General features: G+C 37.7%; 36 protein-coding genes. 2 read left to right on the top strand and 34 right to left on the bottom strand.

All coding sequences use genetic code 11. The features are described from left to right. Positions 1-140: 140 nt before the first annotated feature. Positions 141-461, top strand: coding sequence for a YolD-like family protein (locus tag PQ478_RS11905; RefSeq protein WP_289234374.1), 321 nt, complete (start codon positions 141-143; stop codon positions 459-461). Between the two features lie 64 nt (positions 462-525). On the opposite strand, the gene PQ478_RS11910 is transcribed toward PQ478_RS11905, so the two are convergent. The 4 genes from PQ478_RS11910 to PQ478_RS11925 are packed head-to-tail and all read right to left on the bottom strand — an operon-like array spanning position 526 to position 3,332. Continuing rightward, on the bottom strand, positions 526-963 hold the full coding sequence (locus tag PQ478_RS11910) for a hypothetical protein (protein WP_289234375.1): 438 nt from the start codon (positions 961-963) through the stop codon (positions 526-528). Between the two features lie 9 nt (positions 964-972). Then, positions 973-1,239, bottom strand: coding sequence for a DUF4176 domain-containing protein (locus PQ478_RS11915; protein ID WP_289234376.1), 267 nt, complete (start codon positions 1,237-1,239; stop codon positions 973-975). Continuing rightward, positions 1,239-1,952, bottom strand: a complete 714-nt coding sequence (locus PQ478_RS11920; protein ID WP_289234377.1) for a hypothetical protein — start codon at positions 1,950-1,952, stop codon at positions 1,239-1,241. Before PQ478_RS11920 ends, PQ478_RS11915 begins: the two co-directional genes overlap by 1 nt. A gap of 21 nt (positions 1,953-1,973) precedes the next feature. Continuing rightward, complete coding sequence (locus PQ478_RS11925; protein ID WP_289234378.1) at positions 1,974-3,332, bottom strand: LXG domain-containing protein; 1,359 nt, start codon at positions 3,330-3,332, stop codon at positions 1,974-1,976. A 318-nt stretch (positions 3,333-3,650) separates the two neighbouring features. Between PQ478_RS11925 and PQ478_RS11930 the strand changes: the two genes are divergently transcribed. Further along, positions 3,651-4,028, top strand: a complete 378-nt coding sequence (locus tag PQ478_RS11930) for a hypothetical protein (protein ID WP_289234379.1) — start codon at positions 3,651-3,653, stop codon at positions 4,026-4,028. Between the two features lie 61 nt (positions 4,029-4,089). On the opposite strand, the gene PQ478_RS11935 is transcribed toward PQ478_RS11930, so the two are convergent. The 30 genes from PQ478_RS11935 to PQ478_RS12080 all read right to left on the bottom strand — a co-directional run bounded on the left by PQ478_RS11935 (position 4,090) and on the right by PQ478_RS12080 (position 23,157). Then, positions 4,090-4,545: a GNAT family N-acetyltransferase gene (locus tag PQ478_RS11935; protein WP_289234380.1), complete on the bottom strand. Its 456-nt coding sequence runs from the start codon at positions 4,543-4,545 to the stop codon at positions 4,090-4,092. A 38-nt stretch (positions 4,546-4,583) separates the two neighbouring features. Then, positions 4,584-5,099, bottom strand: a complete 516-nt coding sequence (locus PQ478_RS11940) for a GNAT family N-acetyltransferase (RefSeq protein ID WP_289234381.1) — start codon at positions 5,097-5,099, stop codon at positions 4,584-4,586. Further along, on the bottom strand, positions 5,086-5,556 hold the full coding sequence (locus tag PQ478_RS11945; RefSeq protein ID WP_289234382.1) for a DinB family protein: 471 nt from the start codon (positions 5,554-5,556) through the stop codon (positions 5,086-5,088). The genes PQ478_RS11940 and PQ478_RS11945 overlap by 14 nt, the downstream gene beginning before the upstream one ends. A 39-nt stretch (positions 5,557-5,595) precedes the next feature. Then, positions 5,596-5,880 (bottom strand): hypothetical protein, encoded by a 285-nt coding sequence (locus tag PQ478_RS11950; protein ID WP_289234383.1) that lies wholly within the window; start codon positions 5,878-5,880, stop codon positions 5,596-5,598. A gap of 25 nt (positions 5,881-5,905) precedes the next feature. After that, positions 5,906-6,421, bottom strand: a complete 516-nt coding sequence (locus PQ478_RS11955; RefSeq protein ID WP_289234384.1) for a DinB family protein — start codon at positions 6,419-6,421, stop codon at positions 5,906-5,908. Positions 6,422-6,488: 67 nt separating this feature from the next. Beyond that, positions 6,489-7,838, bottom strand: a complete 1,350-nt coding sequence (locus PQ478_RS11960) for an amidohydrolase family protein (RefSeq protein ID WP_289234385.1) — start codon at positions 7,836-7,838, stop codon at positions 6,489-6,491. Positions 7,839-7,939: 101 nt separating this feature from the next. Further along, complete coding sequence (locus PQ478_RS11965) at positions 7,940-8,872, bottom strand: AEC family transporter (RefSeq protein WP_289234386.1); 933 nt, start codon at positions 8,870-8,872, stop codon at positions 7,940-7,942. Between the two features lie 104 nt (positions 8,873-8,976). Beyond that, positions 8,977-9,843 carry a LysR family transcriptional regulator gene (locus PQ478_RS11970; RefSeq protein ID WP_289234387.1) on the bottom strand — a complete coding sequence of 289 codons (867 nt, stop codon included), beginning with the start codon at positions 9,841-9,843 and terminating at the stop codon, positions 8,977-8,979. 22 nt (positions 9,844-9,865) lie between these two features. Beyond that, a complete protein-coding gene (locus tag PQ478_RS11975; RefSeq protein ID WP_012959042.1) occupies positions 9,866-10,024 on the bottom strand; it encodes a hypothetical protein in 159 nt (52 codons plus the stop codon). A gap of 15 nt (positions 10,025-10,039) precedes the next feature. Then, entirely contained in the window at positions 10,040-10,573 is a 534-nt protein-coding gene (locus PQ478_RS11980; RefSeq protein WP_289234388.1) for a GNAT family N-acetyltransferase, read from the bottom strand. A 37-nt stretch (positions 10,574-10,610) separates the two neighbouring features. Then, entirely contained in the window at positions 10,611-11,102 is a 492-nt protein-coding gene (locus tag PQ478_RS11985; protein ID WP_289234389.1) for a GNAT family N-acetyltransferase, read from the bottom strand. After that, positions 11,099-11,626 carry a GNAT family N-acetyltransferase gene (locus PQ478_RS11990; protein WP_289236975.1) on the bottom strand — a complete coding sequence of 176 codons (528 nt, stop codon included), beginning with the start codon at positions 11,624-11,626 and terminating at the stop codon, positions 11,099-11,101. Before PQ478_RS11990 ends, PQ478_RS11985 begins: the two co-directional genes overlap by 4 nt. 201 nt (positions 11,627-11,827) lie before the next feature. After that, complete coding sequence (locus PQ478_RS11995) at positions 11,828-12,016, bottom strand: PspC domain-containing protein (RefSeq protein ID WP_075682919.1); 189 nt, start codon at positions 12,014-12,016, stop codon at positions 11,828-11,830. Between the two features lie 47 nt (positions 12,017-12,063). Continuing rightward, complete coding sequence (locus tag PQ478_RS12000; RefSeq protein ID WP_289234390.1) at positions 12,064-13,263, bottom strand: erythromycin esterase family protein; 1,200 nt, start codon at positions 13,261-13,263, stop codon at positions 12,064-12,066. A gap of 35 nt (positions 13,264-13,298) precedes the next feature. Further along, positions 13,299-13,997, bottom strand: coding sequence for an HAD family hydrolase (locus PQ478_RS12005; RefSeq protein WP_289234391.1), 699 nt, complete (start codon positions 13,995-13,997; stop codon positions 13,299-13,301). After that, positions 13,978-14,685 carry an HAD family hydrolase gene (locus PQ478_RS12010; RefSeq protein ID WP_289234392.1) on the bottom strand — a complete coding sequence of 236 codons (708 nt, stop codon included), beginning with the start codon at positions 14,683-14,685 and terminating at the stop codon, positions 13,978-13,980. Before PQ478_RS12010 ends, PQ478_RS12005 begins: the two co-directional genes overlap by 20 nt. A gap of 46 nt (positions 14,686-14,731) precedes the next feature. Next, on the bottom strand, positions 14,732-15,379 hold the full coding sequence (locus tag PQ478_RS12015; RefSeq protein ID WP_289234393.1) for a hypothetical protein: 648 nt from the start codon (positions 15,377-15,379) through the stop codon (positions 14,732-14,734). A gap of 37 nt (positions 15,380-15,416) precedes the next feature. After that, positions 15,417-16,094 carry a VOC family protein gene (locus tag PQ478_RS12020; protein ID WP_289234394.1) on the bottom strand — a complete coding sequence of 226 codons (678 nt, stop codon included), beginning with the start codon at positions 16,092-16,094 and terminating at the stop codon, positions 15,417-15,419. 183 nt (positions 16,095-16,277) lie between these two features. Then, positions 16,278-17,033, bottom strand: a complete 756-nt coding sequence (locus PQ478_RS12025) for an aminoglycoside phosphotransferase family protein (RefSeq protein ID WP_289234395.1) — start codon at positions 17,031-17,033, stop codon at positions 16,278-16,280. A 233-nt stretch (positions 17,034-17,266) separates the two neighbouring features. Next, positions 17,267-17,755: a GNAT family N-acetyltransferase gene (locus PQ478_RS12030; RefSeq protein WP_289234396.1), complete on the bottom strand. Its 489-nt coding sequence runs from the start codon at positions 17,753-17,755 to the stop codon at positions 17,267-17,269. A gap of 23 nt (positions 17,756-17,778) precedes the next feature. Further along, on the bottom strand, positions 17,779-18,567 hold the full coding sequence (locus tag PQ478_RS12035; protein WP_289234397.1) for a GNAT family N-acetyltransferase: 789 nt from the start codon (positions 18,565-18,567) through the stop codon (positions 17,779-17,781). 16 nt (positions 18,568-18,583) lie between these two features. Continuing rightward, on the bottom strand, positions 18,584-19,123 hold the full coding sequence (locus tag PQ478_RS12040; protein ID WP_289234398.1) for a DUF1572 family protein: 540 nt from the start codon (positions 19,121-19,123) through the stop codon (positions 18,584-18,586). 28 nt (positions 19,124-19,151) lie between these two features. Continuing rightward, positions 19,152-19,607 carry a hypothetical protein gene (locus PQ478_RS12045; RefSeq protein WP_289234399.1) on the bottom strand — a complete coding sequence of 152 codons (456 nt, stop codon included), beginning with the start codon at positions 19,605-19,607 and terminating at the stop codon, positions 19,152-19,154. 276 nt (positions 19,608-19,883) lie between these two features. Then, entirely contained in the window at positions 19,884-20,339 is a 456-nt protein-coding gene (locus tag PQ478_RS12050) for a DUF4064 domain-containing protein (protein WP_289234400.1), read from the bottom strand. A gap of 13 nt (positions 20,340-20,352) precedes the next feature. After that, positions 20,353-20,640, bottom strand: a complete 288-nt coding sequence (locus tag PQ478_RS12055; RefSeq protein WP_289234401.1) for a hypothetical protein — start codon at positions 20,638-20,640, stop codon at positions 20,353-20,355. Between the two features lie 21 nt (positions 20,641-20,661). Next, positions 20,662-21,387 carry an AAA family ATPase gene (locus PQ478_RS12060; RefSeq protein ID WP_289234402.1) on the bottom strand — a complete coding sequence of 242 codons (726 nt, stop codon included), beginning with the start codon at positions 21,385-21,387 and terminating at the stop codon, positions 20,662-20,664. Positions 21,388-21,410: 23 nt separating this feature from the next. Next, positions 21,411-22,118 carry a cytochrome c biogenesis CcdA family protein gene (locus PQ478_RS12065; protein WP_289234403.1) on the bottom strand — a complete coding sequence of 236 codons (708 nt, stop codon included), beginning with the start codon at positions 22,116-22,118 and terminating at the stop codon, positions 21,411-21,413. 133 nt (positions 22,119-22,251) lie between these two features. After that, entirely contained in the window at positions 22,252-22,401 is a 150-nt protein-coding gene (locus PQ478_RS12070; protein WP_289234404.1) for a hypothetical protein, read from the bottom strand. A gap of 12 nt (positions 22,402-22,413) precedes the next feature. After that, positions 22,414-22,716 (bottom strand): hypothetical protein, encoded by a 303-nt coding sequence (locus PQ478_RS12075; protein WP_289234405.1) that lies wholly within the window; start codon positions 22,714-22,716, stop codon positions 22,414-22,416. Positions 22,717-22,731: 15 nt separating this feature from the next. Continuing rightward, positions 22,732-23,157 carry a DUF4181 domain-containing protein gene (locus tag PQ478_RS12080; protein ID WP_289234406.1) on the bottom strand — a complete coding sequence of 142 codons (426 nt, stop codon included), beginning with the start codon at positions 23,155-23,157 and terminating at the stop codon, positions 22,732-22,734.

Raw genomic sequence — 23,157 nt, forward strand, 5'->3', positions numbered from 1 at the left:
TATTGCGCCTTTTCAGAGTGTAATTGCTGCCATCTGAATGCGAATTGTATTCTATCCCCCTTTTAATTTCGCCTCTTTCCGGGTATACTAAACACGAAATACGAACATATATTCTTATAAAAGGGAGGAAGTGATGTATTATGCAATATCGAGGTATGATTAAATGGACACAGCTGGCGATACCAGAACATATGGAGATGATCCGCACAGAACGGGAAAAACGCAATCTCCCGCAAAAACCAGAACTTGATCCGCAAGCAATGGAAGAATTGATGTACATAATAGAAGAAAAAATCGCCCTGCAGCAGCCAGCCAAAGTTACTTATTGGCAGCAACATGAAGCGCGTGTGGTTGACGGGTTTGTGAAGAAGCCTTCTTCGTCTCCCTCTTTGATTGAAATAAAGGATGAGGGGGAAAACAAAATGAAGATTGAGTTAGAAATGATCCTTAGCATACAGTAAGAAGAGGTTACAAGAACCTAAAAAGGCTAGGACCAAACATTTTAGTTATGTCCCAGCCTTAATATCATTCTTTAGAATTTAAAAATGCAATTGCTTGATCAACATTTTCTGTTGAAAATACGACATTATCAGGATTTATCATCATCTCATCATAAATTCTTTGATATTTATAACCAGGAATTAGATTAAATAGCTTCTTCCACTTATGTCTTTTATTTAGCGCATCTATTTCTGCATCTATTTTATCTTGATCCACTCTTATAATGACGTAAACAGGCCGTATTTTAGCTTTTTCTAATATATCTTTTTTGAATCTCTGAGTATATTCCTTAGGTTGGTCGTTTAAAACAAGATTACCACTAAAAGCCATATTATCAACGTTATATTTGATCTCTTCTTGAATATCATTTCTAACAGAGTCTTTTAATTCTGTTTCAGTAACAATCAGAACGCTAAACCACTCATGTTCTTGTTGAGGTGCTTTCTTTTTATTAAAGAGCATATGCGACACCTACACTTCATTAAGAACTTTTTGAAATTCTTTCTCTTCTTGATCCGAATATCCTTTATGTATGATTTCGGCAATATCCTTCTCATTAAAAACATACGAATAATCCGGATTAATATAGCCTTCTGGATAAGGAACAGCTAAATAATCATACATTTCCTCTTTTTCTTCAGCAAGTAACAGTTGCTTTCTCCCATAAATCATTAGTTTTTTATTTCCTCCATTTAAAAGAACAATTGAGCCGTTTGGTATAAATGTTTTTGCGTTCATTATTTCACCTCAATATGATGCTGTTTCGATTTTTTTAGTGGTTTTTCTAGTTTTACTAAATGACTATTTGCTCGCATGAATAGATACTTGTGGATGAATTTGACACTTGTATAAGAAAAGACCAATGCAAACATATAGAATACCCCAAGCAATGCCATTAACATAGCCATTTCAGATTGCTTTGCAACTTGATGGTAAAAGATATAACCAAGGGCAGGGCCAGCGCCATATAATATGTAAGTTAATTTTGAAGGTTGCTTGATGTTTCTCTGACCATCCAAATTTAACATTTTCCCCTTATAATATAAATACATAACTACTATAAGTACCACTTGAATTCCAACGGTTAAAAAGAGAAATAAAGGACCTTGAACGTTTAAGATTATATATGCATATTTTTGAACAGCAACAGTATAAGCCCATGCAGCTACAATACTCAACATACCTAAAAACAAAAAAACGTGTACTTGTATGGTGTAAGGACTCCTAAATAATAGGTAAATAGACCATAAGTTTATGATTATAATTAAAGGGACTGTCAGTGCAGCATATAGATAAGTAAAAGGTACCAGGAGAGGAAATAAAGAAAAATTTAATAATATAAATGTAAATCCCCCAATAATTTGTTTAGTTTGAAATGAAGCAAACACATGTAAATGTTGTTGTATAGCCTTAGGTAAATCCCTATATTTTATTTCTTTATTTATTTGCATAATAACCACCAAATCTAATCATTATTTTGCCGTCTGTTCTTTCTTAAACCAACCAGCTACCGTCCCTGTAACCGTACTTATGCCCTTTTGTACACCATCCTTTATATGATTTGAAATTGATTTACCCCCAACCTTAATACCATCAAGGAGCACAGAAGCACCTATTGAAACTCCAGCACCAATCAATGCTCCTGTTAAAACAGGCAGCCCAGCAGCAACTACAAATGATGTAACAACTGCCCCTCCTACGATCGTAGCAACTCCAATACTTACATCAATAGCTGCATCACCTATCGTTTTTGCCACTTTTTCATCTGCTTGCACATTTTCATATAAATTATGACCAGTCGTAACACCGACTCCTACCCAGCTTAGTCCATTTTTCAAAGCATATTTAGCAGCTACCTTTGGTTGCACATACCTAGCAATTTGAGGTTCATTGCCACGCTCTAACTGTGAACTTATATAAGTGTTTTGGTAATTCGTCCCATTAATTTTGTTGACCATACCATTTTTCACTTTATAACCCGCTTTGTATTTTTCTATAGCGAAACCCTGAACTTGTGTCTTATAGAAAACACTTGATATAACAGCTGCTTCAGCAACCGTATTCACAGTATTTCCTACATTTGAAAAAGGTGCTGAAGGGTCTAGAGTTACTTTTCCATTGGGACCTAAATAGATATTATTAAATCCATTAGATGATTGTTTTTCTTCTAAGTTATTATTTATTATATGTATATCTGATTTGTACTGCTTTAAACTTCCAACTCTATATGAAGAGACCCCTACATCTCTATAAATACTTTGTACGCTCGTTATATGTTTATTCAAACTTTGAATACTAGTTTCTATGTTTAATAGAGCGCCTGACATTGCCCAATCAAAAGAGTGTACTTCTTCGATTGTAGAATGAATTTCTTTTTTACCTTGATTTATGTATTCCAATACATTTTCATCATTTAGCCTTGGCAAAGAAACAATGTGTTGTACTTGTTGCATTATTTGATTAGCAACATTAGTAAGATCAATGGTGAAATTTTTTACTTTGTCTAAAGAAGGCTCTAAATCACCTTCTAAAAAACTCTCCCTAATAAACCCGTTTGAATCAGGTTCTATTGTGTATAAGCCGTCAGTTATTTGATGCAGAACATTTTCGTAAGCATTAAAAAGATCTTTAAAGGATTTTAGAAGCGGCAGATGACATTCCTTATAAAAAGATTGAATTGACTCACCAGCATCCCCCTTAAAAGAATCATTCAAAGAAGTAAAATTACGAATATTGTTTTCTATCAAATCAAATTGTTTTGATAATAATTTGATTGAATGAATAGTCTCATTTATTCCAGCTTCCATTGATTGGACTTCTAAAACTTTCATTCGTGTCCTCCTCCTTTAAAAGGATAAACCCACTTTTTATGTAAAATTATCCTATTAATCTTTTCCATATTAAAGCAAGGGAGTTTTTTATTCAATATGACTAAAGTGATTAGCCTTAATCACATCAAAATTCCTAGTCAAATAGATTTAGATAGGATATAGTTATATGTAATTTTTTAAATTCACCTTAAAATTTAACATTAATAATAAAGATTGTTATATTAACCTTAATTAATAATAAATAGTGAGGTTGACTTGGAATTTTATGCTAAAATGAACCTATATCATATAAAATACTATTCATTATGGGGGATGCGGATGGAAAAGGTTATTGGAACAGGATTATTATTTATGCTGCTTCTCACCCTGACTGCTTGTGGGCAAGACACTGTGAAGTTTAGCGGGCAAGGCGAACATTGGGAGGCTGTTTATACGGCGAATATTTACGAGGAAAATAGTGAACAAACTGAATTTAGCATCCGCTATTTGGGAGAAAACCCTCCTGCCACTCCTGTAGACTTTGAGATTGGAAGCATTTCGGCTAACGGTTGGGAGCTAAATGATAACGGCACATTATCAAGCAGCGAAAGTGGTGGTTGCAGCGGCTGTGCAGTTACCACCCGTGATGACCGTATTAAATTTACGATTGAGTGGGACGGCCAGACAGAGAGTTTTGTTCTCGAGAATGTGAATTAAACGTACAGTGACATAAAAAAGTGCGATTTCCGACCATTAGATTCGCACTTTTTTCCTCAGATTATAGCTTTAGTTTTAATCCCTCATGCGTGGCTTCAAATCCTAACCGTTCATAAAAGCGCAGGGCATCAGGTCTTTTTTTATCTGTTGTCAGTTGTATCACCTGACAGCCTCGTTGTTTTGCTCGATTGATTGCCCATTTAATTAGCTCGCTGCCAACCCCTTGACCACGTACTGATGCGGCTGTTCTCACACCTTCTATCGTTGCCCTCCATCCTCCTTGATGCGTTAAATAAGGTGTAAAGGTTAGTTGTTGCACACCTACGACAGTCTCCTCTTTGCAGGCAACGATTAACTCATTATTTGGATCAGACTTGATTGAATGGAAGGCTTTTATATAACTTTCTGGGAGTGGTTGTTCATACTTTTCTCGTTTGCTGCCTAATACATCGTCAGCAAGCATATACACAATCGAATCCAAATCACCTTCTGTTGCTAGTCTAAAATGAATGTCCATTTTAATCTTCCCTCCTCAACTAAAATAATAGGAAGTTACTAATTACATTTCACTTCCATCAACCACTCTCTTCCCTCATTGATCTGCTTCACTTTTCTAAACCCACATTTCTCATAACACTTTATCGCTCTCACATTCGATATCGCTGGATCGACAATCACCGTGTCTGCTCCCGTATCCTTTACTATCTTCCTGACAAAAAAGGAAACCATTAGGGTACCTATCCCTTTATTAAACAAAGCAGGCTCGCCAATAAATTGATCCATCCCATATACTTTGAGGCTACGGCCGTATCCAAATTCATTATATTTATCTTCAGCAAGCTTGTAATACTGCATAAAGCCGATCGGCGTGCCTTGCCACTCGACGATAAAAGGAGGTACATTCACTTCTCCCTGCACACGCGGTTCGTACTTTTGCTTTACTTGCTCAAATGAAAAAGGAGCATTGACATCACCATAGTATTCTAAAACCTCATTCGTACTTAGCCACTTTGCCATGATTGAGAAATCCTCTTGAGTCATTTTTCGGATATAAATATTATGATCTTCCATGTTCAGTTCTCCCTATAAAATGAGCTGAAACAGGCTTAAATTCAAGTTCCCTTGCCCAGACTGATAATTGGCCTATATGGTGAATGTCATGAGCAATGACGTGATGAAGGATCTCATCTTTAGTATAAGATTGATTTTCCCAAGACACATTTAGACTCTCATCTTTGTTTGCAAATAACCCTTTTTCTATAAACTTCATAATTTCAGCACGACATTCATTAGAAAGCTTTTTCAATTGTTCCAGCGTATCGTATTGTTCAAATGAAATAATTTCATCCTCTTTGCCTTGAATGGCTTTAATCCAGCTGTTTTCTACCTCAATAACATGAAACAGGGTATATAGTATACTGCCTGGTCCGCCAGTGCGCGGCTTTAGCAGCTCTGCCGTTGATATCTGTTCACACCATTCGAGCCACTCGTCTCTCACCTGCCAGTTGTACTCAAAAAAAGATCGCATCACTTCACCTCATCCATTATTGCTCGTCTTTATCCACTGTTAAACCATTAATATGATGATCCACCCAATAATGATCAACGGAAAGATCATAAAAAATAAATTAAAGCCTTGCATGATTTTCAGTGAAACATGAGCCTTTCCTTTGCTCGTTATTCTAATGTAATAAAAAGAAATCCAACCAAATACAGGCATCAAAAATGACCATACCCCGTAATTGGGTTCTGTTGCATCAATTAATTCTTCCATTAACAATAGAAATAAAAAGAGATTAATCATTAATAGAGTAAGAGGTATCCATTTGTTAAAACTTATCGTTGTTTTCATAGGGCGGCACTCCCCTCAGCAAGCTCTATCCTAATTCAAACATCCTCTTAATTAACCTGATCTGTCCTCGATGACTGATTTCATCTTCCATTACGTGAAACCATAGGTAATAGTTATTATAGGAGACACCATTATCCCATTTACTTTCTTCAAATAACCATTGATCATCTTTTTCTTTTAAATGAACCAATGTACGCTCCCTTATTTGACGCAGTTTTTCAGCATAATACTCAACTGGTTTATTTCTGATTGTCTCTTTTGCTAATGTATTTATTTCTAACAACGGGCCCCATTCTTCATACTCCTTGTTTGTTAAGTCTCTCTTTTCAAACGAGATTACCTGATGAACAAATTCAATGGATGCAATATGTGCCAATAAAATAGCAATTGAATTTATCGTTTTTTCTGCAACTAAATCAAGTTCTTCCATGCTTAAATGAGCAATTTCGCTTAAGGTCACCTCTCTTGTATGCTCTAACATCCATATAAGCTCACCTATTCTCTTTGAATGATATGTGCTTGCCTGTATACAATAATCCATCCACCTTTACCTCCTTTAAAAAAAGAGCTGCATGTAAGCAGCTCTAGAAAGCAAGCTTCAGTTATATTTATTGATTCACCTGCTCGCGGTATTCCTCTAACATATAATCTCTTGCCTCAATCGCTTGTTTTTTCAAGCTGGCTAGATCAACATTCAATAATTTCCCGTCTTTCTTAACCGCTTCTCCTGCCACATAAACTGAATCAACATTTGCTGTGTTCGTCGTTTGTACCACGGTTCCAATAGGATCATTCACAGGGAAGATATTTAAATCATTCGTACGGATCATAATCATGTCCGCTTGTTTGCCTGGAGCTAAGCTGCCGATTTTATCTTCTAGCATAAGAGCTTTAGCACCTTCAATGGTGGCACATTCTAAGATCGTTTCTGCTGATAGATTCAGCTCGGGACCTGGCATAATCCCTTTTTCTAGCTGAATCTGATTATATCTCGCTCGCTCTGCTTGAAGGGCAAACTTCATTTGTGCAAACATATCCCCGCCTGTTGAGGTGACGACATCGACTCCGAGTGCTGGTTTTAGTCCATTTTCAAGCGATAACCCTACAGCGGGATACCCGTGTCCCATCATCATCTCAATTTCAGGTGTTACGGAAATACTTCCGCCTTTTTCTGCTAATAGCTTCACCTCTTCAGGGCTGATCGCATTAGCATGGACAAAGTTTAAATCTTTTCCTAATAAGTTCTCCTCATTTAACTTTTCAATCGAACGAGCTGTTGATCCCCATGTACCAAAACCAAGATGCATGCTACATACGGCATCCAGCTCTCTTGCTAATTGAATTTCTTTTACACTAGTTTCCCAAGAACTAAACTCAGGGCCGCGAATGGCGAGGCCCATTGTTAACAGCTGATCCCGTGAAGAGAAATAACGCGCTTTTATTGTTCTGGCATCCTCTGCATTATCGATGGTGCTGTCAGCATTCCAATATTCTGTGTCCCCCGGGCTGCCATGAGCAAAGACTGCTCTAATTCCAGAGTCTTTCAACCCTCTAATCATCTCTTCTGTATGGTCAGGAGAAATGATCATCGTCCAATCAAGCAAGGTGGTGACCCCTGCATCTAATGCTTCAAGAGCACCGAGCCGGTTTGCTGTATAATCATCTTCAGGCCTGCGCATCGACCCCAAGCCACCATAATAGATTTTACTCAAATACGTTTGCAGCGACCAATCTGCTCCTATATTACGGATGAGCGACTCCCATGTGTGCCGGTGTGAATCCACCAACCCTGGCATCACGATCATATCCGATGCATCAATTACTTCACAGTCTCCTGCTTCTATATTGGGTCTTACCTCAACAATAGTAGATCCTTCAACGAGAACATCAGCCGTCTCAAAGTTCCCTAAATTCTTATCTAACGTCAGTACTGTGCCGCCCTTAAATAGCTTTCTCATCGATCTTCATCCTTTCTGCTAAAGTGGAAATCTATCTCAACTCTTCCATTCTAGCATTCACAAATCGGAATAATCGAATCATTCGCTCAATTATAAGGGAACTAATAAAGAGGAAATAAAATTCCAGCCGCATAAACGACGGTTGTAACTGTGACCATACTGAATATTGTCGAGACAAGTACAGTTTGGGCTGCATACTCAGGGTAATTATTGTACTCAAGCGCAAAGATCGAGCTGTTTCTAGACGTTGGAAACGCACTTGCGATAAACAATGCTTGAGCAATGATTCCATCAAGATTTAGAAGAAAAATAACGAGAAGTCCAATACATGGGGATAAGAGAAGCCGGCCTGCTAAACTCATGAGTAAGGGCTTTTGGAATCTGTACAATTTAATAAAAGCACTTTGTGCACCAAGGGTAACAAGTGCCATCGCGAGAAAAGCATCAGCTATATTTTCAATGGGCGAGAAGAAAAAGCTAGGTATCGCAATAGAAAATACTTTTAAAAATAGAGCGAGTAATAAAGCATAGATGACGGGGTTCTTTAAAAGGAAACTAAGAGATTGAAGCCCTTTTTTCTCAGCTGACACAGCATTGAATAATCCATAGGTAAACGTAAGGATATTCTGAAATAGCAAGACGACTACTTGAACGGTTACGCCTATTGGGTGCTGCGCAAAAACGAGCTGACTGATCGGAAGGCCAAAATTCCCATTATTACTCAACACTACACTGTTTTTAAAGGTAGACGTTAAGCGATGATCGAAACCTGCTGCTTTTGCAACGGCTGCACTTATAATAATGAGAATGCTATTTTGAATGACGAGAAAGAGAAGAATAAGAGAAAGCGCCTCGCCACCCATTTCACTTTTATATACATTCACAAAGCAAACCGCCGGAATGAGCAGGTACGTATTTAATTTAGATAACGTCTTCATATCTAAAGTGAATTTCCGATGAAGGTACGCACCGATCGCTATTAATGAAAAGATCGGCACCATTACCTGAATAAGTATGGCGAATAAAACATCCATTGCACACCCCTCCTCTTAAGCTAGCTTATAGCTGAAAGGAAAGAGTGTAAAATTCAATTTATCTATTGAGAGGTATTCAAAAAAGGAATGATATCTTGGAAAACTTATTCATTAAAATCAATTCGTTTCATAAAACGGACGAATTCAGCGATTGTCTTAAGCTTTAAAGAGTCTTCATGAAACAGCATCCACGTCTTCCGCACGATAGGCTCGCCGTTTTTATCCGTTAAATTCACACGGAACAAACCTTCTTCCTCTTCTATTAACGTGCTAGGAAGAATTCCGTACCCTAAGCCATTAATCACCATTTCCTTGCATGTGACTCCTTTGTCAACTTCCATTCCAATGAGCGGAGGGTGCGAATACGACCTGCTCCACCAGTTATCGATTATCTGCAAAAGAAGAGTATCCGTTTCATAATCAATTCTTGGATATGACGGCAGATTCTCAAGATTTATTTCCTCTTTTGAGACAATGCAAATGTTTTCTTCAAATAGTAGAAGCTTTGATTCCGGCCACTCATACTCACCGCGGACGATCCCAATCTGTACATCCCGGTGATACACTTGATTAAACACTTCTTGGCTCCATCCAGTCGTAACCTTATAGTTTACGTTTGGAAAATGTTCTTGAAATAGCTTTAACATGTGAGGAAGTTTATGCGTCGCAATATAATTAGAAACCCCTAATCGCAGTGTCCCGCTTACCTCGTCTTCCATATTTAAGACCGTTTCTTTAATGCTTTGAAAACGAGCAATCATCTCTTCTGCGCATGTTGCCAAGTACTCACCTTGTGGCGTGAATTCCACTCCTCTTGCCCCTCGATTAATAATAGAAACATCATATTCTTTTTCCATTTGTTGAATTCTCTTCGTTAAGGTTGGTTGTGAAATATAGAGACTTTGAGCTGTTTTTGTAATGTTTTTCTTTGCAAAAAGCTCTTTTAAAATGAGCCAATTCCGTTCATCCATATGTATTCCCCCGTGCAATAAACTACTCTTTTTTACTATGATAAATCTTCTTTAACGTGTTATTGATGTTGTTTAAGCTCAGCAAAATAAAGCCAAGCATAACGAACGTCACAATTTCCCCAGTGAAAAAGGCAACGACCCCTAATACGATAAAATAAAAACTATACCACCATTGATTCATCTTTCTAACATCCCTCTATTTATCTTTATTTTTCTCTATGTACTCTCTTTTCAGAACTCCCATAATGATTTCATCCGAATATTTTCCGTCTATAAACAGGGCGTCACGCAGAACCCCTTCTACTTTGAACCCTGCTTTTTCATATGCTTTCAGTCCTCTTTTATTATGGGAATATACTTCTAGTTGAAGACGGTTTAAGTTTAGCTTATGAAAGGCATAGTCTAACGCTAATTGAACTGCCTCCGTCCCGTATCCTTTATTAAAGTACTTCGGGTCATGAAGAGCAATCCTGAAGGCGGCCTTATTATTGCCTTCATCTATTTCCAAGATAGCTAAATCCCCGATACACTGATCATTAAGAAGGCAGATCGCAAAATCATGTCTTGTAGAGTCATCTGCCGCTTTGTCATAGAATTGAACGACATCTTCATATGTAAATTGCTTTTTGGTCCCTGTCATATATCTAATTTCCTTATTTTCTATCGCCTGGTAAAAGCTATGAAGATCTCGCTTTTCAAGTCTTCTAAGACAAACTAAATCTCCTTTCATATATACACCTCCTCTTACCACTTATAGCGCTGAGTTTTTAATCAATTCCAACAAGCTGACTTCTTCTCTCTAACAAAATGGTATCCCGCCACACACCGTTCATCTTACCAATCCGCTCGCGTTTGCCAACTTCTCTAAACCCACACTTCTTATGTATAAAAAGGCTTGCTGTATTCTCAGGAAAAATGCCTGATTGAAGGGTCCAGATCTCTCTATTTTCACTAAGGTCCACTAATGCGCTAAGTAATAAGCTTCCAAGACCTTTTCCGCTCCACTTGTGACTAACATACACACTAACTTCTGCCACACCTGCGTAGACACGGCGGTTCGATACCGGGCTAAGTGCAGCCCAACCTGCAACCTCGCCGTCTATTCTTGCCACTAACCGGCATTCATTGTCATGACTTCTATCCCACTCTTCCCACGCCGGCGCCTCAGTTTGAAAGGTGGCATTCCCACCAGCAATCCCCTCACAATATATAGCTTTAACTTCGGTCCAATCGGTCGGATTCATTTTATCTATGATCATGACGTATCACCTTTCGATTCATGTTGTCTAAAACCCGCATAAATGTAGTGATATTTATAAAAAATTAATACTTCTTTTTCTCTCCCAAAACCTATTTTCTCTGCCACTCGAATAGACGGCTTGTTTTTAGGAACAATCAAGCTGATTAGTCGATCAACCTTTAATTGCTGAAACCCATAATCTCTGCATGCGATGGCCGCTTCAGTAGCATACCCTTTTGACCAATGCTTTTTATTGATATGATAGCCAAGCTCAATTTCATTTTTCCCCTCGACTTGTTGGGTAACCAATCCGCAATCACCGATGACTTCACCCGTTTCCCTAAAGCATACTGCCCATAAGCCATGACCGTCCTTTTGATAACGTTGAAGATTTTTCTCCACCCAGCTTTTCGTTTTTTCATAACGGAATGGTGCTGGGTAATGCTGCATTGTTTCAGGATCAGAGAAGATCGTATGGAGATCCGGAATATCTTCTTTAGTGAAAGGCCTTATTGTAAGTCTTTCTGTTTCAAGTTTGAGCACTTTTTCCCCTTTTATCATCGCTGCCTTCAAAAAGCATACCACATTCTTCCTTTCTTATTGGCAAACGATGAAGCAAAGATCAGTAGCGACCTTATGCTTCATTATTATGTATGAATAGGGTATGAATAGGACAACTCCATATTTGCTATCCTTATCTAATACTAATTGCGTAAATACGGTACTTACCTCAATATACTTTAATTAATACAAAGACTCAGGTGCATCCGGCAGTATTACTGAAAGAATAATGTAAACCAGTAAATTAACCGGTAAAAAGATGAATAAGACTCTTACAACAAAAGAAGAGATTCCTAGATATTCTGCAATGCCTCCGCACACTCCTGTTAGTGCTCGATCATTTGATGATTTCATTAATGTATTTTTACGCATAATATCCCCCTCTTTTTATGTGTTATTTCTGGCTTACATCTCATTTTTCACGCTTTACATTCATTCCGTTTTAAATAAGCAGGAGGAGATGCTTCTCGGATAAACATAATAGCATCATAATGCTTTTGCGGTTGAACAACCATAGGAGATAGTCCTGAAAATCCTGACTCTAATAATCGCCATCTTCTCAACCACTTTTGATCTTCGTTTCCAGTTAGTGGGAGGAATAAATCCGCTTCTTTTACCTCATAAAGAAGCGATTCTAAATGATATTGTTTTTTCTTCATATATATGTTTAAATTTACCCGTAATTGTGTGGCAAAGGTTCCGCTCCCTGCATACAACCCAACAGTATATATATCTTCAGGGTACTTCTTTTGCAGCCAATACCCGACTGATTTAATCCCTAATGCTTTTGCGATCATCGGGCGTTTTTTTCTTATATGAAAATTATGAGCCCATACAATGATCTTCTCACCTTTATAATAATGATTCATGAGCCACTCTAGATTCTGAAACATATGTAACCCTCTTTGAACACCTGAGGCAACATACCCTTTTAAATTCACTTGCAGCCACTGCAGCCTATTCTGCATTCCCCGCTCAATAAGTAAAAGCATCTTCTGTATTTCAGGAGTTTTTTCTCTCATTTGTTTGATTGCTAGTAAATCTAGTAAGTCTTCATAATCTTGAATGCTTTTTTTCATTTTCCTTTTTAACGGCTTTGTGATCTTAAATAATAGTTCATCTTGAAATTCAAAGTACTGTTCTTCAGCTTTTTTCATTGAGTGATATAATTCGTCATCTACGTGAGTTTTCACCCATTCTACCATGTATTCAGAGACTAAAGGGTATGTAGGCTGAGGGTCCATTCCGCTGAGTTTGATAGACTGGGCCCATTCTTCTTGAAACAATGGCTTCATTTCTTCATTATGGTAAATATCTAATAAGGTTTCTTGGATTTGTTTATCGGGGGATAGATTTGTTAAGAACTCTTTACACAGAGTGGCTTCAAGAAGTCCGCTTTCAAGTACGACAACGTTAAACCCGTGATGTTGATGCAGGTAACGGATTAACTCTGTTTTTGTGGTAAAATAATTTCCTATTCCGTGTGAGTTTTCACCAAGGAGAATAATTCGCTTATCTTTTATATAGCGAGCAATACATGAAAAGTCTTCGCTAGAATTGATTTCAAAAGTAGCTTTCTTCACTTCTTCGCGCCAGCTGTTTCTTTTGAGTTTTCCCATTATACCCTCCCCAACAGAACTCGCTTATCATTCTGTTATTCAGTGTGTAGTATACTTTTTGAGGTCGCAGCTTCTTTCATTAAAGAATAAAAGATTTTAGGTATTTCTGAAAGATCTTTAACAATAAAGTCCGCATCAACTTGATCCCACTCACTGTCTTTTTTCCAAATCGCTTTCATTCCAGCTTGCTGCGCTGCATAGACATCATTATCCGGATGATCTCCTACAAAAACACTTTCAGCAGAAGCTACATTCATTCTCTCTAGTGCACTGTGAAAGATCTCCTGACTTGGCTTCTTCATCCCTTCCCATTCAGACACTACAATGACATCAAAGAACTCTTTTATACCTAGAGCTTCAATGTTATCCATTTGGAACTGTCCATAACCATTTGTGATCATTCCTACTGGAAGCTTCATAGATTTAAGCTCTTTAAGCATTTCTATCAACCCATTGAAAGGGACGCAGTGATGTTTAAATTCACTGATATAATCTTCAAGCATGTCCTCCCACTGTAAAGCTGACAAATCGAAATCAGTGAGAAGCTGCTTATAGACTCTGTCCTTCCACACATAGCCCCGCTTATCTAATTCGATAAACCTGGAACAATACGTCTCTTTCGGGATATGTTTAAGGCCGTTATTAAGCCGATCATATTGATTTTCTATAAATGCATGAACAGAGGCATCTCTATTTAATAAGGTTCCATCTAAATCAAAAAGGACAGCTTTCATCTAGCATATCCCCCTTTCGCTCTTGCTTATTTAGCCTTCCCATTAAAATTTCTTTAACCTCCTCAACACTTTCCACTAGATACGTAGGATGACACGCCTTTAACTCTTCAAAGGATCCGTAGCCATATGTTACAGCAATTGAGTCAATGCCTATTTGATTTGCGCCGATCAAATCATGCTCCCTATCACCGATCATCACAAATTCGTCTAGCTCACAATCAGGAAAGCAATCCAGTATAAATTGAATAATTTCTGCTTTTGAAGATCTTGAACCATCTAATTGACTTCCTACGATGAGTTCAAAATAATGATCTATCGCAAAATATGTAAGGATCTTTTCAGCAAAAACGGTTGGCTTAGAAGTGGCCACTACCAATTTAAACCGCTGATTATTTAAAGTATGTAATAAGTGAGGAATACCTTCATACAGCTCATTCTCATACATCCCCGCTCTCTTAAATCGTTCCCTGTAATAATTGATTGCGGTTTGAGTATGCCACTCGTCAAAACCGCAATATTCCGAAAATGAAACGTGTAGTGGAGGACCAATAAATGGTTCAAGCTCTTCTTCATCGGGAACAGCTTTATTCATTTTCTCTAAAGCATACTGAACCGATTTAGTAATTCCTGCCTTCGGATCTGACAGTGTGCCATCTAAATCGAATAAAACGACTTTATATGGATTCATAAGTACCTCCTATTTAAAGTTCACACCTATATCTTACTATTATTTACTATCGAGAAAAGTTGAAATCAAAAGGATATTGATCACTTTGCTGAATATGTTGTTGATTGTTGAGGACACGGGCAGCATCGATTTCTAAAAAGTAAGTCGCTTTGCTGAGCTCATCATAAAAGAAAGAAAGGAACTCCAAGTCTTTAAATAGATAAACCTCTATTTTTCTTTCACCATTACGATACGCTTCAAAGATCCGGTGGTTTCCATTAATACAATAATACTCATTGTTAGTAAGATAATGACTTTGAATGACCATTACCGGATTTTTATGATTGGGTTTTATTTTAGCTGGACCTCTATTGATGTTACCTGGATCAACAGCATCAATTATATTTTTCGGCGAGACTTTTATTGGCGACATGCCTTTTTCTTTAATTAAAGAAGTCGCCAGGTCAATATCTAAAGCATACTCAAAAATACCTGATGGATAGTCTGCATAGAGAGAAAATGTTTCCTTGCCAATCGGATGAACAACTGGATAAACCTCGTTCATCTTTGATCTATTTAATAACTCTCTCCATTTAGAAGCAAGCTGCACCCCGTAACTGGATGTCTTCTCCATCTCTTTTATTCGTGATGCAAAATGAATTGAAGGGTTAAATTCACGTGATTTTCGCTCAAAGACTTCAATCATATTCTTCAAGTCCATTCCCCCTTAATACTAGTGTAAGAAAGTTGGATTACTCTTCCTCTTCTTTCTCATTAATAACTTTACCTTGTTCTTTTCTAAAAAAGAACCTGCCCATCCCTTCTACACTCACTTCCAAGGGAAAGAAATGCGCTTCTTTATCGGTGAAAAACCAGCGCCTGCCTTCTTTAACGATAATAAACAGGCCGTGCTCATCCCCTGTTGGTGTTAATGCCTCGCTGTCCTCTTTCCAATTTGGGATACCAATTTCATTCAGCTTCCTTACAAACGGTACAACCTCATCAACCACAATTCCGATTTCACTGATATAAAGAAGGTCCTCAATCGAGAAGCGATGATCCACTTCATTTTCTAATTCATGCCTGGCAATAAATTCTACAATATTACCGGATGGATCTTCGAAATAGAGTGCATGTGCGTTCCAGCTCTCAAAAAATACCTCATCGGCTCCATTCTCTTTATTTAATTCTACTCTTGGTTTCAGCCAAGACTTTGCTTCTTGAAATGTGTTTGAAGGAATATTTACAGCAAAGTGATAAACAGGGTTTTCCTTAGTATCAGCTTGCTTAAACGTCACTGCACTGGTGCCTATTTGTATAACAAAGCTAGTTTGATCTTCATTCAGTAATGGAAGTTCAAGTACTTCTGAGTAGAATTGTTTTAACTCCCCTAGATTGTTTGTTAATAATGTTATATTAGTAAATTTCATTAGTCTGCCTCCGTTGCATTTTATAAGGTGGGTTAGCATACTTCTCATGCAGCCCTCTTTTTACAGCATATAATCTTTTAAGGCAACTAAACACGTCGGAAGGTAGTAATCTTTATACAACTTTAGATGGAGAAAGATTACTACGTAAGGTGAACTAATGCGTTGTTTTCAAATTAATCCGCTTTACTCTAGGTTAATATGATATTCAATGCATTTTATTAGCCATTCAGCTTCTGCAGCTGAGACATTTTCAGTCAGCCTTGCAGCGGAAAGAATCGGAATCCATCTTAATATATCCTCCTTAGCTAACCCGCTTTTTTGACAATACAGCTGCAGGTACAATTCCGCTAATCTTTCAGAGAAAGGTTGATATAATAAGTAGGTTCTGCAAACGTCAGCCAGGATGTCTCCAGAACTTGCATCTACCCAATCAATGATTGAAACACGATCATCCTCTGTGACTATTAAGTTAAATAAATGAAAATCTCCGTGACATAGTTTCTTTTCATAGTTCATCATTGATAGTTTTTGAAGCAGATAAGATCTTTTTTCCTGATGTAATTGATTAGCTGCTTTTATTTTCCTAACTAATTTCGCTTCCATTGACTCAAGATTAACCGTATTCACACTATGTATCCTCTGTTGGACATCTATTGAGAGGTTGATATAGTCTTCTGCAAGCTCCATATTCTCCATTAGCAGCTCACCCATTGCTTTACCTTTTATATACTCCATCACAATAGCTTGCTTCTGATTAATCCGGGTAACATCAAACACTTCAGGAACAAAGAGCCCCGCCTCGTAAGCACGCCTTTGCTTATTTGCTTCATAAGCTGCTTCTGCAGGCGGCAAGTGATCCTTGAAAATCTTTATGATCCTTCCATCTATCAGATAGATCTCTGCTGTATTACCACTTGCAATCGGTGTCTCTAATATCACTTAAATCCCCCTCTATTTCTTAAGGTTCCTTCTTTTTATGGCCGAATTCTTCTGGTTTAAGATCACTCCGAGGATGACACGCGAAAAGAAAAATAAGGCCAACACGACAAAGACAATTACTAAACCTAATTCTTGATTACTGTAGTTTCTGAATGCATATAGTGCCATGGTAAATGCACTAATAAGTCATGAGAACAGAATCAGAGGATGAAAGTAACTGGACTTTACTATTGTCATATCTTTTTCTGTAAGGAATAGATCGCTTGTTCAGCTCCAAACCGAAAGAGGATCTGCTCTTTTTTCATTCCTACTTTTTCTAACAGTCTGCATGATGCGATGTTAGCTGTTTGTGTTTCAGTAACTATTTTTGAAAGATTCAGATCATTCAGAGCGTAAGGAATAATTACCTGAAGGATTTCTGTAGCATAGCCTCGCCCCCACCATCGAGGTAGCAGTTGATAAGATAATTCAATATTTACCCCATCATGATGAGGATCAAGAGAAGCCAATCCTATAAACTCGTCCGTTTGTTTTTCTCGGATAATCCAATAATAGGAACCACTTTTAGGTCGCTCCATTTCTTTTAAAGACGCATCAATTGTTTGAGCTTGTGGAACTCCGCCTAAATACTTTCGAACTTCTTCACTTTTGTAAAGCTTTCTTATCTCTCTTATATCTGATCGTTGAAAAGCCCGTATGATACACCTTTTAGATTCGAGCAATTAGTGTCATCCTTTCAAACATATTAAGCTAAGCTAAAATCAACAATGGATACCTGTGCAGCCGTCTCATAGCCTAAATCTTTATATAACCGTATAGCTGGAAGATTATCTCCCAACACACCTAGATAAATATCAGAGGTTAACTCTATACCTAGATGCGTTAACTCACTTGTCAGCTTCTTGCCTAGACCTCTGCCTCTGTACTTTGGATGCGTATATATATTTCCGAGCTCGACATATGATCGGTCATAGAAATGAAATCCCCCGGCTGCAATGAATTGATTTTCTTCTTTCACACCATAAAACGGACAGCGAATTAATTCCTCGCTCATAAAGAACTTCATCCCTCCCTCATGTAAAAACCTAGTTACATTTTGGAAGTCCTCTTCAATCACACGTTTACTCATACTAGAGTCCAATAGGTTAGACTCGTCTACATGTTTCATTGACAGAAAAGTCTGTGGTGGATTTTTAAGGAGATTATGAGCTTCAAAGAGTTCAAGTTCCTTTGCGCCAAGGATGGTTCCACAGATAGCCTTATGATCTAACCCTGTGATCTCTCTTGTGAAACTCATCAGCTCTGGTAAATAGACTTCGTTTACATTGCCACAGTAAAATGAAAAAGCAGGGAATGGGAAGTCACTTAAGTAGCCTAAAACAGCTGTCAAATGCCCCTCGACATATTGACCAATAAAGAATGCACTATCTCTTCGCTGTGTTAAATAACTGTAGAAAAGCAGGTTTTGCTCTTTATCTATTTGTTTTGTCAATTGATTAATCGTTTCTTCTACAAGCAGCTCATGTGATACCATTCGTCTTTCATCTCCATTATTGATCTCGGTGTTTTTCCATCAGTTCACTCTTAAACTCTACTGATTTTCCTTTTGGAATACTCAGGCTGCTCCAACCGCTTCCCTTAATTTGTTTGGCTATGTATACGATTTGCCCTACGTGATAGGAATAATGAGCTAGCTGCCTTTCGATTGCTTCTATTACAAGATGACCTTCTCCGCGGATGTATACCTTCTTTAACAAATCTTCTTCTTTTAAACTAGTAAGTGAATTGAGCATTACTCTCCAGCCATTATCCCAATATTCGATCAACTCAGCTTTTGAATAGGCAGCGATTTTAAATTCTTCATCGCGGTTACGCCATTCCTTTTCTCCATCTGAAGTCATAAAGTCAGTCCATCTTGAAATCATATTTCCACTAACATGCTTGATGATTACTGCTATACTATTTGAATCATCGTTAAACGACCATAACAGCTCTTCATCAGATAATTGCTCAATCGTTTTGTCACCAAGCTCTTTTACATTGTTAAATCGAGCTGTGATTACTCTTATGTATTCTTCACTAATATTCATTTAGACCTCCTAGGGAACATAGCATCTTCTATCTCCGGGGCGATAACACTTCCATTAACCCTACTATATAATAGGCGTATTGCTGGGTATGAAGGGAATGCAGCTCCTGTTCTTTATCAAATCCAAATAACTCCTGTGGTGACTTTAGTGAATCTGCATAATGTAGATAGACGCTATAATCAACAAAGGAGGCAAAATACGTTGATTGAATTTCTTTAAATTGTTCCTCTGAAAGGGAGGCTGCGGTATATAAGTAGGTCTGATAACTTCCGCTTTGTAAAACGTTACGTGTATCTGTTTTTAACATCACTTCTGTGTATTCTTCTTCGTTTAAATAATCTTTAGCCTGATCTACTAAGATAAGTTGTTCTTCTGATAACATTCCGCCGTTAAATGCTTTTTCCGTTTGTTGATCACATCCTGAAAAAAAACACATACTAAGAGCCAACCCTACAAAGACGGCGACATATTTCAATACGCCCATTCCCTCACCTCCCTGACTAGTGATAACATTAATGAACTATGGAGTATGTTTTTCTTTCCTTCCTCTGATTATAAGAGCTCCTGAACTTAGAATGGCGATACCTGCTATATTCATAATGATGTTTCCAAAGGTTCCGAAGCTATTAACAGTCAAACTCAATAAGAAAGCTCCAATTAAAATAATTGGTATGCCAAAAGGAAGTTTCCCACTCGTACTCTTTCCCCATCCTTTTATACGAGTTGCTAGATAAAAAGTTCCCAACAATTTCTCGTTTCTTCATCTAGACTCAGCCTTTAATTCCCTTCCCCCGTTTTCTCCTTTTAAAAGCAGTGATCCTGAAATCACCTGCATGATCGGTGGAATGACAGTAAAGCAGGATGCAGCCGCTGCAAACATAAAGAGACTGCCAGACATTTTGCTGTTTTTATTTAATATGAATAAGCTCACTACAGTTAAGACTGCAGAAAGAATAAGGGCTCCAATCGGCAGGTACATATATTGATTTATGTATTGCAAAGTATCTGTTGCAAATTCATCTGGCTGGATTTGCAAGGTCCCGGATAAGGTATCACGCTGAACTTTAGGATCCATCTGATACAAGTCAATCACCACAGAACGTATACCTTGATGTTGTTCTAACGGTCCGATTGAAAGCAAAAAAACGGTTCCACCAACTAACAATCCTAACGAAATTACTGAGATAAAACGGATCATCATGTGTTTCTTATTCATCTCATCACCTAATTTACTGTTTATTTTTGTATGTATGAACTGTGAAACCCTGTACGATAAATGTGATTAAAATAAGAATCCACATCAAATCACGGTACGTTTCAAACGAATAATTTATGAATGAGTGCGTGACTTCAATCAACAGCCACCCAATCGGCATAATTGGTAGAGCTGCCTTATACGAATGATTCAAGATGTTCTGCCCTCGTTCACTTTTCCCCTCACTGCTTCTTATAAAGGTGAAAAAGACATACAAAGCATAGAAAAAGAATGGTAATAATAATACGCCTGCAATCTTCATTTGTGTCCTCCAAAACTACTCTTATGAATCTTCTTTAAAAAGCTCTTCTAGCATACGTTCTCTATTTTGCAAAAATGATTTCGTGATGAGATAATGATCAGTCGTCTCATACTCTACTCTTTCCATTCGATCTTGATCAAAGCTAAAGATGTCAGCTCCCGGATATCCTAATAAAATAGGTGAATGAGTGGCGATAATGAATTGAGCGTTTCCTGTTGAAGCTAAGTCATGAATGATTCTCAAAAATGTCAGCTGTCGTTGCGGCGACAATGCTGCCTCGGGCTCATCAAGTAAATAAATCGCTTTCCCATTAAAACGATTTAAAAATAAAGATAAGAATGATTCCCCGTGTGATTGCTCATGAAGAGACCTGCCTCCATATGCTTGAAAACCCGTCGTATCTACTTCATCAATATGAGTAGCAAAATGATAAAAAGATTCTGCCCGAAGAAAAAAGCCGTTCGTCGTTTTCGGCATCCAAGACAGCCTGATATACTCCCCGAGCGCAGACTCTGAAGCATGCGCCTCATAGAGATTATTCCTGCCTCCGCCTGCTGTATTAAATTCACATTTATCCGCAATCGCTTCGAGTAACGTCGATTTACCAGACCCATTTTCACCAACAAAGAACGTCACATTCTTGTCTAACTCTATCTCGTCAAGATTCTTAATAGCAGGAACTGTAAAAGGAAAAGCTGTGAAAGATGAGATCTCTTCACGAAGAAGGGTTATTCTTTTTAGAAACATGTGCATCACCTTTAACTATTTAATTAAAACAAACCGCTGAAAAACTGTTGAATTCGGTTGCCCCAGATATTTACGTAATACATCTTATTAAAGAAAATCGTCACACCTAATATAATCATGATTACGCCGCCAATTTTCATCAGGACGGCTGAGTATTTAGTTAAAAAACGTACTTTTCCAATTGCAAAACCCATCGCTATAAAAGGAACAGAAAAGCCGAGGGAAAAGGCCGTTACATTGACAAATGCACCTGCGGGGTTCGCAACAGATGAGTACATAATTGCACTGAAGATCGGCCCAATACATGCCGTCCATCCAGCTGAAAAGATCAATCCGATTAAAAAGGTATTGATGTAGGAGACTTTTTTAGGACGATACTTTATTCTCCATTCAGACATCAGCAATTTTGGCTCGATCACTCCAACTAAAAAAAGCCCTACTAATACAAGAAAAATACCACCGAGCTGCTGGATTAACATTTGATTTTCAATAAACAGCCTGCCAAACAGACTTGCTGAGAAGCCAAGCACATAATAAATGATTGAAAATCCTACGCAAAACAAACTTGAGTGCGCAAGGGTGATTTTCCAAAGTTTCTTATTTGTTTTCAATTCGTGCACCGAGACTCCGGTGATATAAGATATAAAAGATGGATATAAAGGCAGTGTACAGGGCGATAGAAAGGCTAAGACCCCTGCTGCAAAAGCTAAATAAATCGTAATCTCTTCCATATTCCGCTTCCTCTCTTATGTCATCTTACAAGCTGATTAAATGATATCATCCAATTCAGTAAAAAAATGGAGAGGATATGGATATTTACTGACATTCTTTTACTTTATGTATGTAATGGACATATTTATTTTATTAATCTCCATTTTTCCTATCAGTCTCATTTTGCTGCTTTAATAAGTTTATGATCTCTTCATTTTGCTCGTTCATCTTAGCTAGTTTCTTCTCAATGGCAAATAACGTTGCCATTAGTAAAGTAAAGGCTATAAGTGCAAAAATAAACATCTCTTCTCTCCTTTATGATTGAAAAAGGATCGGTCCGAGACCGTCTCCTTCCACTGATAAATAAATATATACAGTAAAAAGGATAATAAACAGAGAGGAAACAACCGCTCCTAGCGAACTAATAGTCAGCCATAAGGAATCCGGATAAGCTCTTCGAATCGCTTTCACTCCTGCACCTAGACTGACAGAACCTATTAAGAGACAGGTGGTAAAACCAACAACAGGACCTATATATAAAAGACTTCCGCTTAAGAAAAGAACAAAAAAAGTCGCCTGCAATAATAAGTTTAGGATTACGAAATGGTATGTTCGCATGGTCAACATCCTTTTTTAAAGATAGATAATGTGCGTTAGTCCCATAAGCGTCGCAATGGAAATAAATGTCGCTGCGGCTGCTATATCATGATAATACCTTCTCTGACTCTTGTTCTCTTTCCACTCTTCAAAAGCTCGAAATGTACTTAGAACAGCCGAAAACAAAGTGAACATTACACTACTTAATAGGCTTAAAAATGGCGACAAATCTACAGATTCGGTAATAAGTATAAAAAATGTCATAATTATAAAGATCAATATTAAGAGCCCAAACAACCCAATCTCAATTGCAGTGTAAACTAATTTTCTTTCTACGGAAAAAATACTTATTTTGCTTCTTGGAATATTCCACTTTCGTTTAAAGATATATTCAGTTACGATGATAAAACCAACTAATATAGCAACCGCACCAATAATCAAGACAATAAAAGCCGTATGCAA

Source organism: Alkalihalophilus pseudofirmus (genome assembly GCF_029094545.1).
GTDB lineage: Bacteria > Bacillota > Bacilli > Bacillales > Bacillaceae_D > Alkalihalophilus > Alkalihalophilus pseudofirmus.

Excerpts from the sequence above, each read along its gene's own strand:
- PQ478_RS11905 (WP_289234374.1), top strand. The coding sequence starts at position 141 with ATGCAATATCGAGGTATGATTAAATGGACACAGCTGGCGATACCAGAA.
- PQ478_RS11910 (WP_289234375.1), bottom strand. The coding sequence starts at position 963 with ATGCTCTTTAATAAAAAGAAAGCACCTCAACAAGAACATGAGTGGTTT.
- PQ478_RS11915 (WP_289234376.1), bottom strand. The coding sequence starts at position 1,239 with ATGAACGCAAAAACATTTATACCAAACGGCTCAATTGTTCTTTTAAAT.
- PQ478_RS11920 (WP_289234377.1), bottom strand. The coding sequence starts at position 1,952 with ATGCAAATAAATAAAGAAATAAAATATAGGGATTTACCTAAGGCTATA.
- PQ478_RS11925 (WP_289234378.1), bottom strand. The coding sequence starts at position 3,332 with ATGAAAGTTTTAGAAGTCCAATCAATGGAAGCTGGAATAAATGAGACT.
- PQ478_RS11930 (WP_289234379.1), top strand. The coding sequence starts at position 3,651 with ATGGAAAAGGTTATTGGAACAGGATTATTATTTATGCTGCTTCTCACC.
- PQ478_RS11935 (WP_289234380.1), bottom strand. The coding sequence starts at position 4,545 with ATGGACATTCATTTTAGACTAGCAACAGAAGGTGATTTGGATTCGATT.
- PQ478_RS11940 (WP_289234381.1), bottom strand. The coding sequence starts at position 5,099 with ATGGAAGATCATAATATTTATATCCGAAAAATGACTCAAGAGGATTTC.
- PQ478_RS11945 (WP_289234382.1), bottom strand. The coding sequence starts at position 5,556 with ATGCGATCTTTTTTTGAGTACAACTGGCAGGTGAGAGACGAGTGGCTC.
- PQ478_RS11950 (WP_289234383.1), bottom strand. The coding sequence starts at position 5,880 with ATGAAAACAACGATAAGTTTTAACAAATGGATACCTCTTACTCTATTA.
- PQ478_RS11955 (WP_289234384.1), bottom strand. The coding sequence starts at position 6,421 with ATGGATTATTGTATACAGGCAAGCACATATCATTCAAAGAGAATAGGT.
- PQ478_RS11960 (WP_289234385.1), bottom strand. The coding sequence starts at position 7,838 with ATGAGAAAGCTATTTAAGGGCGGCACAGTACTGACGTTAGATAAGAAT.
- PQ478_RS11965 (WP_289234386.1), bottom strand. The coding sequence starts at position 8,872 with ATGGATGTTTTATTCGCCATACTTATTCAGGTAATGGTGCCGATCTTT.
- PQ478_RS11970 (WP_289234387.1), bottom strand. The coding sequence starts at position 9,843 with ATGGATGAACGGAATTGGCTCATTTTAAAAGAGCTTTTTGCAAAGAAA.
- PQ478_RS11975 (WP_012959042.1), bottom strand. The coding sequence starts at position 10,024 with ATGAATCAATGGTGGTATAGTTTTTATTTTATCGTATTAGGGGTCGTT.
- PQ478_RS11980 (WP_289234388.1), bottom strand. The coding sequence starts at position 10,573 with ATGAAAGGAGATTTAGTTTGTCTTAGAAGACTTGAAAAGCGAGATCTT.
- PQ478_RS11985 (WP_289234389.1), bottom strand. The coding sequence starts at position 11,102 with ATGATCATAGATAAAATGAATCCGACCGATTGGACCGAAGTTAAAGCT.
- PQ478_RS11995 (WP_075682919.1), bottom strand. The coding sequence starts at position 12,016 with ATGCGTAAAAATACATTAATGAAATCATCAAATGATCGAGCACTAACA.
- PQ478_RS12000 (WP_289234390.1), bottom strand. The coding sequence starts at position 13,263 with ATGGGAAAACTCAAAAGAAACAGCTGGCGCGAAGAAGTGAAGAAAGCT.
- PQ478_RS12005 (WP_289234391.1), bottom strand. The coding sequence starts at position 13,997 with ATGAAAGCTGTCCTTTTTGATTTAGATGGAACCTTATTAAATAGAGAT.
- PQ478_RS12010 (WP_289234392.1), bottom strand. The coding sequence starts at position 14,685 with ATGAATCCATATAAAGTCGTTTTATTCGATTTAGATGGCACACTGTCA.
- PQ478_RS12020 (WP_289234394.1), bottom strand. The coding sequence starts at position 16,094 with ATGAAATTTACTAATATAACATTATTAACAAACAATCTAGGGGAGTTA.
- PQ478_RS12035 (WP_289234397.1), bottom strand. The coding sequence starts at position 18,567 with ATGGTATCACATGAGCTGCTTGTAGAAGAAACGATTAATCAATTGACA.
- PQ478_RS12040 (WP_289234398.1), bottom strand. The coding sequence starts at position 19,123 with ATGAATATTAGTGAAGAATACATAAGAGTAATCACAGCTCGATTTAAC.
- PQ478_RS12045 (WP_289234399.1), bottom strand. The coding sequence starts at position 19,607 with ATGGGCGTATTGAAATATGTCGCCGTCTTTGTAGGGTTGGCTCTTAGT.
- PQ478_RS12050 (WP_289234400.1), bottom strand. The coding sequence starts at position 20,339 with ATGAATAAGAAACACATGATGATCCGTTTTATCTCAGTAATTTCGTTA.
- PQ478_RS12055 (WP_289234401.1), bottom strand. The coding sequence starts at position 20,640 with ATGAAGATTGCAGGCGTATTATTATTACCATTCTTTTTCTATGCTTTG.
- PQ478_RS12060 (WP_289234402.1), bottom strand. The coding sequence starts at position 21,387 with ATGTTTCTAAAAAGAATAACCCTTCTTCGTGAAGAGATCTCATCTTTC.
- PQ478_RS12065 (WP_289234403.1), bottom strand. The coding sequence starts at position 22,118 with ATGGAAGAGATTACGATTTATTTAGCTTTTGCAGCAGGGGTCTTAGCC.
- PQ478_RS12070 (WP_289234404.1), bottom strand. The coding sequence starts at position 22,401 with ATGTTTATTTTTGCACTTATAGCCTTTACTTTACTAATGGCAACGTTA.
- PQ478_RS12075 (WP_289234405.1), bottom strand. The coding sequence starts at position 22,716 with ATGCGAACATACCATTTCGTAATCCTAAACTTATTATTGCAGGCGACT.